This is a genomic window from Streptomyces sp. 2A115 (genome assembly GCF_052245575.1).
Taxonomy (GTDB): domain Bacteria; phylum Actinomycetota; class Actinomycetes; order Streptomycetales; family Streptomycetaceae; genus Streptomyces.
Genome location: NZ_JBQQCG010000161.1, coordinates 1 through 9,586, shown reverse-complemented (window position 1 = coordinate 9,586; position 9,586 = coordinate 1). Strand labels below are relative to the sequence as shown.

Annotated in this window: 8 protein-coding genes and 4 pseudogenes; 5 read left to right on the top strand and 7 right to left on the bottom strand. The window is 68.1% G+C overall.

The window, feature by feature from the left end; translation table 11 throughout:
• Positions 1-50: 50 nt before the first annotated feature.
• Positions 51-398 (bottom strand): carboxymuconolactone decarboxylase family protein, encoded by a 348-nt coding sequence (locus tag ACTWQR_RS54605; protein ID WP_443234818.1) that lies wholly within the window; start codon positions 396-398, stop codon positions 51-53.
• Between the two features lie 69 nt (positions 399-467).
• Positions 468-1,766 (bottom strand): hypothetical protein, encoded by a 1,299-nt coding sequence (locus ACTWQR_RS54600; protein WP_443234817.1) that lies wholly within the window; start codon positions 1,764-1,766, stop codon positions 468-470.
• Between the two features lie 1,159 nt (positions 1,767-2,925).
• On the opposite strand from ACTWQR_RS54600, the gene ACTWQR_RS54595 reads away from it, so the two are divergent.
• A complete protein-coding gene (locus ACTWQR_RS54595; protein ID WP_443234816.1) occupies positions 2,926-3,393 on the top strand; it encodes a DUF6325 family protein in 468 nt (155 codons plus the stop codon).
• Between the two features lie 28 nt (positions 3,394-3,421).
• Positions 3,422-3,691 carry an SHOCT domain-containing protein gene (locus ACTWQR_RS54590; protein WP_443234815.1) on the top strand — a complete coding sequence of 90 codons (270 nt, stop codon included), beginning with the start codon at positions 3,422-3,424 and terminating at the stop codon, positions 3,689-3,691.
• 87 nt (positions 3,692-3,778) lie between these two features.
• On the opposite strand, the gene ACTWQR_RS54585 is transcribed toward ACTWQR_RS54590, so the two are convergent.
• The 3 genes and pseudogenes from ACTWQR_RS54585 to ACTWQR_RS54575 all read right to left on the bottom strand — a co-directional run bounded on the left by ACTWQR_RS54585 (position 3,779) and on the right by ACTWQR_RS54575 (position 6,278).
• Positions 3,779-4,309: a GNAT family N-acetyltransferase gene (locus ACTWQR_RS54585; protein ID WP_443234814.1), complete on the bottom strand. Its 531-nt coding sequence runs from the start codon at positions 4,307-4,309 to the stop codon at positions 3,779-3,781.
• A 304-nt stretch (positions 4,310-4,613) separates the two neighbouring features.
• A pseudogene (locus tag ACTWQR_RS54580) lies at positions 4,614-5,814 on the bottom strand (IS4 family transposase); the annotation flags it as partial.
• A 197-nt stretch (positions 5,815-6,011) separates the two neighbouring features.
• Complete coding sequence (locus ACTWQR_RS54575) at positions 6,012-6,278, bottom strand: hypothetical protein (protein ID WP_443234813.1); 267 nt, start codon at positions 6,276-6,278, stop codon at positions 6,012-6,014.
• 126 nt (positions 6,279-6,404) lie between these two features.
• Here ACTWQR_RS54575 and ACTWQR_RS54570 point away from each other — a divergent pair.
• A pseudogene (locus ACTWQR_RS54570) lies at positions 6,405-7,271 on the top strand (DUF2252 family protein); the annotation flags it as partial.
• Between the two features lie 47 nt (positions 7,272-7,318).
• Here ACTWQR_RS54570 and ACTWQR_RS54565 read toward each other — a convergent pair.
• Positions 7,319-7,510 carry a hypothetical protein gene (locus ACTWQR_RS54565; RefSeq protein ID WP_443234812.1) on the bottom strand — a complete coding sequence of 64 codons (192 nt, stop codon included), beginning with the start codon at positions 7,508-7,510 and terminating at the stop codon, positions 7,319-7,321.
• A gap of 540 nt (positions 7,511-8,050) precedes the next feature.
• Here ACTWQR_RS54565 and ACTWQR_RS54560 point away from each other — a divergent pair.
• Together ACTWQR_RS54560 and ACTWQR_RS54555 are read left to right on the top strand one after the other, a co-directional pair.
• Entirely contained in the window at positions 8,051-8,251 is a 201-nt protein-coding gene (locus ACTWQR_RS54560) for a hypothetical protein (protein WP_443234811.1), read from the top strand.
• 344 nt (positions 8,252-8,595) lie between these two features.
• Positions 8,596-9,120 (top strand): annotated as a pseudogene (locus ACTWQR_RS54555) (transposase); the annotation flags it as partial.
• 13 nt (positions 9,121-9,133) lie between these two features.
• Here ACTWQR_RS54555 and ACTWQR_RS54550 read toward each other — a convergent pair.
• A pseudogene (locus ACTWQR_RS54550) lies at positions 9,134-9,283 on the bottom strand (IS256 family transposase); the annotation flags it as partial.
• Positions 9,284-9,586: the final 303 nt, after the last annotated feature.

Here is a 9,586-nt window from a genome sequence, read left to right as displayed (position 1 = left end):
ATCCCCTGTTCTGGCTCGGAGGGGGCCCCCCCCCCCCCCCGGGCCCGTCGTCACTGCTCCTCTTCTCCGGGGATTTCCAGCCCGAAGGCTTCGCCGATGGCGCGGGCGGCGGACACGACCCGGGCGCTGCCCACCACGGGGGCGATCGCCACGAGCGTTCCCTGGATTTTCTCCAGTGGCACGCCGGCTTCCGCGGCGGTGCCGATGTTGAGGAGGTACGAGGGGGCAGAGGCATCCATGGCCACCAGAGCCGCGATGCGTGCCAGCAGATACGTCTCCTGATCCAGCCCGGACCGCTCGAACGTGTCGAGCGTCATCTGGACCAGCGTCTCGAAGACGGGGGCGTCCGCTTCGGCGATGGCGGCGACGCCGCCCGCGCCTGTCTCTTGCTCGGCCATTTCGTGCTCCTTGTCTGGAGGTTGGGGTGCCGTACGTCTTCAGGAGAGCCCGGCCCGCACCGAACGGCATCACCCGGAGGGGATGACTCGCTGGTCGTCGGCGTTCGCGTGTCCTGCTGTGCCGGAGGCCGCGGCGAGGATTCCGAGAATGACCAGCACGAGGACGACGATGCAGAGGACGAGCGCCACCACCCCGGCAGTGGGGTAGTTCCACAGCAACAGGGCGAGCGCGCCGCCGGCGATGGCGATGCCGGTGGTCCACTTGCTGTGCGCGCCCAGCCAGCGGCCGGTGGCGCCGGTGCGCAGACCGTGTCGCGCCATGGACCGGCCCGTGGCCCCGGTTCCGCTCGACGCGGTTCGTCTGACCCAGCGGGCGCCGCGTCCGGGCCCGTACAGATAGGCGGCCAGCGCGGTGATCACCGCGATGACCAGGACCGTAACCGTGCTGTTCTTCAGGAAGCGGAGGAAGGTGTCGAAGATGTCGGCCGCGGTGTCCTGCGGCAGAGCGGTGGTGGGGACGGAGTCCAGATAGACCTGGCGCATCACGGCGAGGCCGACGAGCAGCGCGATCATCATGACCCCGACGCCGATGGCCGTGCTCATCAGGGCGACGCGATGCGCGGGCGCGCTCCAGATGGCGAGCGCCGCCAGGACCAGGACCAGGACGGGGAGCCAGACGCCGAGCACGTTCAGCAGACGCATTGCGTCCTGGGCCTCGTTCAGCTTGTCGGTCTGGAACAGGGTGATCGTCTTGTCGACGTCGGGGATCTTCGTAGCCTGTTCGTAGCCCGCGTCCACCAGCTTCTGCTTGACGTTGTCGATGACGGTGCCGAGGTTCAGGTCGATGCTGTCGTCGCCGGCCTGGATGGCGCTGCTGCCCTTGCCGGTGAGGACCTTGACCACGGCGGCGTGGGCCTGCCGGTTGGCGTCGTCCCATGCTTCGGCGAACTGGTCGCTGGTCACCACTTTGTACACGACGTCGTGGACGGCCGAGTTGAGCGCGCTCGTCAGCGGGCCGGTCAGCGACTCGGCGCCCTGGACCACCTGAGGGGGCGCCCCCTCCCGCTGCAACGTCCGAGCGACGGATGCGGTGAACGCGGCGACATCGACGTTGTCGACCACACGCTTGGTGAGCCGGTCGGTCAGGGTGTTCTGCACGGAGGACTCGGTGGCGATCGGGGCGACGGTCTGGACGTACCGGTCGGTGTCGGAGACCTCGGAGTCGACCCAGGCCGCGACCACGGCGAGCGGCGCCAGGAGGAAGGTCAGCAGCAGCAGGACGGAGGCAGCCGAATAGCGCAAGCGTCGGTGATGCACCCCGGCCGCCTTGCGCAGCCGTTCGTACTCGTCCCGTTCCGCGACGCTCATGGGAGGTCCGCCGACGACCGGACGGTCAGGACCTTCGGAAGTTGACGGCGTACCACCAGAGGAATCCATGAGGGTGTTCCTTCGGCTTGGAGAGTGACGGCAAGCGGGACAAGACCGACGGGGGCGAACGCCATCACCGCGGACGGCTGGCTCCGGCAAGAGGCGCATCACTTGCCGGAAAAGCGGACGTGAGTTCGCGGCACAGCCGAAGGCGGTGCCCACCTTTGAGCAGAAGTCAGCACCCTGCGGAGAAGAGGGTGCCGTGTTTCCCCGAGCGCTTGACCGAACTCGCGGAACGCCTGGCTTTTATCGCTGGGGGCGTGTTTGTGTCTGACCACCAAGGCCGGCGCTTACGGATATTCGAGGAAGTGTGCGGTCAGTACGTCAACGCCGATGAGACAGGCAGTTGTTGGGGAGGGGCGGTTTAACACGCCTCCGCCGGCCACCTTCGCGTCCGCGACCGAGTGTCAGCCGCCGGGGGCACGCCTTCTGCGGCGACGGTTGATGCGGTCATGGTTGCCAGCTGCTCCATAACCGACCACCGGCCCGAATGTGCTTTTGTGTTTTCCCTTCCTGTCAACCATAACCAGGGTGTGGGGACGGCGCATTGCCAAAAGGTGGGTCGTCTTCTCTGCCGCCCACCCGGCCCGACAGTGAGATGGAACGGTGATGGCTTCGAGTCGGCCCCCGCGCCCCCGTGGCCGCCGCGAGCAGTTCTCCGAGCGCCAGTTCCAGCCCCGCTACCCGGAGGCCCGTTCGAGCTGCCCACACACGAGAGGGCGGGCACGGGAGGACGAGGCGTCCGGGCGGCGGGTACGCCGCCAGGTTGCACAGCGTCACGGTCGCGGCGATCGTCGGAAACGCGGAGAGGAGATCTTGGCACTCGGGGAAGCCGTCGGCCTTTCCGCTGCACTCCCATGGCGATGGGGACGGCTGCGGGGCCTGGCCGCAGCCTTGCCATCGGCGGCGCTGCGGAGGCCCTGGCCTACGGCGGCCCTCGGTATGGCGAACCGCGGGACCCGACCAACATGCGCCCCCCTCAGTCGAGTGGTCCACTGGATGAGGGAGCGGTTCTCGCCTCCCCGTCCTCGTGGCCACAGCAGCCGATGCGCGGCGAGGCCGGCGGGGCGCTGAGTTCTCCACGTAATGAGGAGTTGCCGTGAGCAACGAAAACGACGAATTCGACGACATCGGCCCCATCGATTACCTGGTGGTCGAATATCCGGGCAGCCGTCCCACCGGCGAAGCCCTTCCGTACCTGGTCGACCTGGTCGACCGGGGCCTGATCCGCATCCTCGACCTCGTCTTCGTCCGCAAGGACCCTGACGGCTCCGTCGAGGCAGTAGACATGGTGGATCTCGCCCGTGAGGGAAACACGGACCTCGCGGTATTCGAAGGCGCCACCTCGGGACTGCTCGGTCAGGACGACATCCAAGAGGCCGGAAAGGCGATCGGCGCCGGCAGTACGGCCGGCATCGTGATGTACGAGAACCGCTGGGCCGCACCACTTGCCCGATCCCTGAGGCGCAGCGGCGCCCGCCTGGTGGCCGCCGGAAGGATCCCCGTACAGGACGTCATCGCGACACTCGACTTGGCGGAAGCCAGTGCGGCCGACACTCGGCCATGAACAGCATGCAGATCACAGGAGGTTCGACATGCCAGGTCTCATTCGCGGCGTCGCCCGCACAGCTGCCGTAGCCGGTACGGCGACTGCCGTGTCGAACCGCGTGTCCCGGCGACAGGCGGGCCGGTGGGCCCAGCAGGACGCACAGCAACCCGCACAGCAACCCGCACCCGCGCAGCCTGCGCCCGCGTCATCGGAAGACAAGATCGCGCAACTGAAAGAGCTGGGCGAACTGAAAGCACAGGGCGTGCTGACGGAAACGGAGTTCGAGGAACAGAAGCGTCAGATCCTCAACGGGTGACCACCAGCGGTGGGCGGAGACCAGCAGGTCCTCACTCGCCGCGTCGTCAAGCCGGGAACCTATGCTGCGAACCTATGCTGCGAACACTCAGTCGCGAAGGTTCTTGAGCATGACCGCGTACACGGGGGAGTCGGCGAATGGCTGCTGTTCTCCGGCCTTGATGTATCCCCACGACGCGTAGAGCGCTTGGACCTTGGGGTGGGTCACGTCGACCAGGAGTACGGCGAGATCCTCCGCGCGCTCCTTCAGTAGCGCTTCGTGGAGTCGTTCGGAGATGCCTTGCTTGCGCCAGCCGGGGCGCACCATGACCTCCGAGACGGCGTAGGTGGTGCTGTAGCCGTTGCTCGGCACGTAGTCGGTGGAGCGCCGCCATTCGCGGCCTGGGGCGAGCGGGGCGCCGTAGGCGAAGCCGACCGGCTCGTCCGCGTCGTACGCCACGACGCAGGAGAAGCCGTCCATGCCGGTCCAGTGGTCGACGAACCAGGCGAAGCGTTGGTGGAAGGGGTCGTCCATCTGGTCGGCGTAGGCGTCGGCGTGTACGTCGATGAGCATCTGCCGGAAGTCCTCGGGGAGGTTTTCGTGCCGGAAGGGACGCAGGTCGGTCACGCTCGACTCCATTCGGTTCGCATGCGGTCTGCCCAGTCTCGTGCGTAGGAGGCGGAGGGGGTCAGGACGAACAGGCTCCGGTGGCAGTCGCCGATGAGGGTGCGCATACGGCCGGGCAGGGGGTCGCTGTCCATGATCGTGAAGACATCGGCAGCGGTGGTCGTGGCCTGCTCGGGTTCGCCCTGGTCCAGTTGCGCGAGGGCGAGCTGGGCGGTCGCGAGCGCTCGGTTGCGCCGGAACTCGGTCGGGATCTTGGCCAGGGCGCGGTGTGCCATGGCCTCGGCGTGGGCGTGGTGTCCGCTGGGCCAGCCGGGAGGGGGGAAAATGCCGCCTGGTCGGTGACGTGGCGGCGGACGACGCGCAGGGTGCGGGTGAAGGAAATCCGGTCCGGGTCCTGCTCGGATTGCTGTGCGGCCTGGTCGCATCAGGTCCCGGAGGGCGTGGTGCACCAGCAGGAAGGCGAAGATCTCCTGCTCGGCGCCGCGGGGGTGCTGAGAGCGCAGGACGAGGCGGGGCCCTCCGAGATGGGTCTTGATCTCATCCAGCGTGCTCTCGATCTCCCATCGCTGGGCGTACAGCACGGCCAGCGACGCCACCGGGGCGGTCTTCGGGTCCAGGATGGTGGTGATCAGCCGGTACACCGTGTCACTGCCGTCGCTGCCAAGCGTGTACTCGATCACCCGGACCCTCGCCGGGTCCGCGCGTCGGTTCTCGTCCCGGGCCGCGACGATCTCCGAGAGGTAGGAGCCGTCCTTGAGCAGGGCCCGGACGGAGAGTACGGCGTCGTTCTTGACCCGCCACAGCAGGTCGGCGCCGGTTGCGGCGGCGGCCCGCCACAGGTCAAAGCCGCGAAAGCCCCGGTCGGCCAGCAGCAGCATCCCCGGCGTCAGTGAGCTGAACAGGCGCTGGGCCAGCTCGGTTTCATGGACAGCCAGCGGTCCGGCTTCAGCTGCGAAGACGGCGTGGGTGCCGCACTCGGCCAGCGCGGCCACCCTCGCCTGCGGACAGGCGCTCTTCTCCTGTCCGCGGCTGACTCCAGGGCGGCCGAAGAAGGCGGCGTTGGCCTCGGTGTCCGGCACGTCGAAGGTGGTGCCGTCCACCGCGACCAGCCGCCACCCCCGATACCAGGCCCCGCTGGTCTCCTCGGTCGCCACCGGCCGGCACACCCGGGCAAACAGTGTCTTCAGCGGCTCCGGGCCCAGTCGCAGACGGGCCCGGCCGATCGCCGCGGTGGTCGGTACCTGCCAGGTCCCCTTCCACCGGCACATCCGCTGAAGTCCGTGCGTCAGGAGTCGGGCGACCTCCTCATAGCCCTGCCCGGAGAACAGGCACATCGCCAGCACGAAATAGACCACCACCCGGGCGGGCAGCAGCCGTTGGCGCTGCTCAACCCGGCCACACCCCGCGACCACCTCATCCACCAACTCCGGCGGAAACGCGCGGGTCAGCACCCCAATCGCGATCCGATCCGAAAACCGGTCATCCGACGACGGCTTCACCTGTCCGGGCCTTGGCACACCACAACCAGCGACCCAAAAACCCCAAAGTCACCGGTATTGCGGCTAGACGCCTGTGGTGCCCTTCAGTGCCTCACAGATACGGATCTTCGTCGCACCCGGGAACCCCCGCGGTCCCCGCAAGCGGCACCGCTCCACGTGCCCCGGGCCGGGACCCGGTGGGCGGAGCGGCTTCGGCGGATGTAGCGGGCGGGAGATCAGTTCCGGGCGTCGGACGCGGACTGCCATGCCTGCATGCCCGCTCGGGATGCTTCCTTGGCCTGCCGCCACTTCGTGGCCGCCTGCTGGGCCGGGGGCACGTCCATATCGCGGATCATGCGTCGGCCGGCTGCGAACACGGCGGAGGCCGCGATGGTCATGCCGACGCACGCCACCACGGCGCCGGCCGCGGTGAGCACCGCACCGGTAGTGACGAGCCGGGAGTCGATATCGATCGTCCGTTGGGACTGGTGACGATGGTTCATGACTCCACCATCCAATGGGGGGAGCCTCATCGCATCCCGGCCAATAGATCAGGACGCTGGACCACCCGGGTCGTGGTAGGTACAGCCGGCCTGCCAGATCCAGCCAGGAGGTGATCGTCTTCTGATGCCCGGGAGCGGGCCCGTGCTCATGACACGCTGCAGGTCTTCGACAAGCTCACGCACGTCATCGACGGAATGCGTCTGATCGCTCCCGATCCACCGCTGCTGGCACGGCTCCAGGATCTGCTGCCGGACACCGAACGCGGCACGCTGGAGAAGGAGATCAGCTGGCTGATCGAGCGCTACGGCCAGAGTCTGTAGACGGACCGCCGGTTCCTGCTGGAGAGCTGTCGCATCGCCGACGTGGCCCGCGAGGTCGTCGGGGTGCGCAGTGTGGGAACCCGCTGCTGGATCATTCTGCTGCTCGGCAAGGACGACGAGGATCCCCTGTTCCTTCAGGCCAAGGAAGCCGACGAGTCGGTTCTGGCGCCCTACGTCGGAGGCAGCGCATTCAGCACGCAGGGCGAGCGCGTCGTCGCCGGCCAACGGCTCATGCAGGCCACCAGCGACATCTTCCTGGGCTGGGAACGCCTCACGGGCATGGACGGTAAGGGCCCGTAAAGAATCAACACGTTGCTTTACGGGCCCTTGGCCTCCCAGCGCTCGTTGATGGTGCGGAAGGCGGCCCTGGCCGCCTTTAAGCGACGGGACTTTTACGTACGCCAGCTGCGCGACTGGAAGGGAATCGCCGTGGCCGAGAACCTGTCGCCGAAGAAGATGACCCTGTTCGGCAGGCTGTGCGGTGCCACGCTGGGCCGCGCCCACGTCAGGTCCGGCGACTGGATCGCGATCGCCTCGTACATGGGCGGCGGCGATGTCTTCGACCGTGCGCTGGCGACGTTCGCCGAGTTGTACGCGGACCAGAACGAGAAGGACCACCAGGCCCTGGTCGAGGCCATCCGCGCCGGACGGCTCCCGGCCGAAGCGGCCTGAGAAGCCCATGAGTGCACCCGCACGGCTGCGGCCGACGCAGCCTCGCGTCATGAAGCCGCGACAAGGCGCTTGCCCTGGGCACTCGATCCGAGCATCCGCTCGCTGATCACGGCGAACACGGGCAAGAGTGGCGGCACCACGACGATCGGACCGCTGTTCACGAGCCGGTCCTGCACACGGATGCCCGAATGCTCCCCGCGGACTTCCACCACTCCCTCACGGGTGGCGGGTCGCTTCACGACCTCGGTTCCGGTTCACGGGCAGGGGAAGCGCTCCAGCTGAGGGTGTAGGACGTTTCCCGGAGCCCTGGCGGGCCGACGGTGCTTTCAGGGGCCTGGGCCCTACGGGAAAGCCACGGTGCACTACGAAAGAAACCGCGCACGATCGGGGCAAGATGGCGGACCCAGTCGTTCGGCCAGGTCGGAGGGTGCGCCCAGGGGGCCCGCATCGTGACGCGGCCTTCGACGGCACGCTCCCTGACCGGCACGACCTGCTGCTCCTGGTACGTCCCGGCGGTCGGCTGGTGCACGCCGAGGGGCGGGCGGCACACGAGGCGGCTACCGCTCGGCATGCACCGTCCGTATGCCCTGACTAGGGTTGACAAAGTGGAAAAAAGGCACGCATCGCCGACGGGTTCGTGGTCGTCGATGGAACGGATGGCAACCATGACCGCACCAACTGTCCCCCCAAAGGATGCCCGCCCAGCCCGGCCAGGTGCCTCGGCCGCGGACCCGAAGTCGGCCGGCGCGGCTGCTGAACGCGCTGTCGCACACAACGCCGTGACTCTCGACGTGTTCGGCGCGCGTCTTGAACTGCCCCCTGCCGAGCAGCTTGCCTTTCTCACCGGCCTTGGCCTACTGGCCGCCCTGGAGATCCTCGAATGGCCGGTGGCGCTGGTCCTGGCCGTCGGACACCAACTCGCCCATAGCCATCACGGCCGGGTGATGCGCGAATTCGGTGAGGCCCTGGAAGAAGCCTGAGGCCGCGTTCCCTGCCTACGTGGCCGCCACCGACGACGCGGACAGCAGCACCGCCGGGTAATCGCCAACGCAGTGAAGGATCAAAAGACACACTGATCACCCTGAGGTGAGCGCCGGTCCACCACCCGCCGGCCGGGATGCGGCCGTCGGCTGTGCTCTGGATTGCGGCCTCTCTTCCCTCAGCTTGGTGTTTAACCTCGGCCGTTCACCTGATCCGCTGATCTTGGTTCGCTCCCGGGACAGCAGGGCGGCCGTTCTTCACGCTTCGAGGTGTCGAGCAACGTCGCGTGAAGGAACGGCCGCTGGTGAAGAGTCTCGCCCTTGAACAGTCCGCTGACGCCGCGTTGGGTGTCCTGTCCCACTTTCGTGTCCAGTTCTACGACTGCCTCTACACCCGGGCGGATGCGCTCTTCGAGCTCACCGACGCGGTGCTGTGCTCGGACGGCCCGGTCACCTCGCTGGTCGAGTTGACGCTCACGGCCGAGCACCGGCGTGGGTGCGGGGCGATGTACGACGCGGTCAACCACAGCTGGCTGGAACCGCGCCGCCTACGCAGGCTGCTGGCCTGCACGCCGCTGCCGCGCGCCGCCGACGGGCGGATCGTGCTCGCCGTCGACGTGAGCAACTGGCTGCGTCCCGGCGCCCCCACCAGCCCGGAGTTGCTGTTCTGCCACGTCTACGGGCGGGGCCGCAGCGCGGATCAGTTCATCCCCGGCTGGCCCTACTCCTTCGTCGCCGCGCTGGAGACGGGGCGCACGTCCTGGACGGCCGTGCTGGACGCGATCCGGCTGGGGCCGGCCGACGACGCCACCGCGGTGACCGCCACCCAGCTGCGGGAGGTGGTCACCCGGCTCGTGCACGCCGGGCAGCGGGTGGTGTGAGTTAGCGGCGGCCGACGGAGAGTCGGCCGTCGAAGGCGATGTCGAAGGCCTGGAGTGCGGGCTTCCAGCGCATGGTCCAGCGTTTGCGTCCCTGCCCGGTGGGGTCGAGGCTCATGACGGCCATGTAGACGCATTTGAGGGCTGCGGCCTCGAGGCCCGGATCAAATGGACGACACAGGTCTGCGTGACCGCCTGCGGCCAGACCGTCGAGATTGCGTCGGGCGGGCCCTTTCGGGGTGGGCTCGCTCCTGTCTGGGCTTCTTGTCGGAGGAGGGAGAGGCGAGAGCGATGTCGTCGTGCTTGAGCGGCAGGCCGCTGACTCCTCTCAGCTTGGCGTTTAACGTGGGCGGGCTTGGTGTTCCTTGATCGACTCGGCGCGTTTGACGGTCTTGCCGACGTCGTGGTGCCTGGCTCGGTGCTTGTTCTTCGAGCCGGGAGGCCGTCCCGGGCCCGG

Excerpts from the sequence above, each read along its gene's own strand:
- ACTWQR_RS54605 (WP_443234818.1), bottom strand. The coding sequence starts at position 398 with ATGGCCGAGCAAGAGACAGGCGCGGGCGGCGTCGCCGCCATCGCCGAA.
- ACTWQR_RS54600 (WP_443234817.1), bottom strand. The coding sequence starts at position 1,766 with ATGAGCGTCGCGGAACGGGACGAGTACGAACGGCTGCGCAAGGCGGCC.
- ACTWQR_RS54590 (WP_443234815.1), top strand. The coding sequence starts at position 3,422 with ATGCCAGGTCTCATTCGCGGCGTCGCCCGCACAGCTGCCGTAGCCGGT.
- ACTWQR_RS54585 (WP_443234814.1), bottom strand. The coding sequence starts at position 4,309 with ATGGAGTCGAGCGTGACCGACCTGCGTCCCTTCCGGCACGAAAACCTC.
- ACTWQR_RS54575 (WP_443234813.1), bottom strand. The coding sequence starts at position 6,278 with ATGAACCATCGTCACCAGTCCCAACGGACGATCGATATCGACTCCCGG.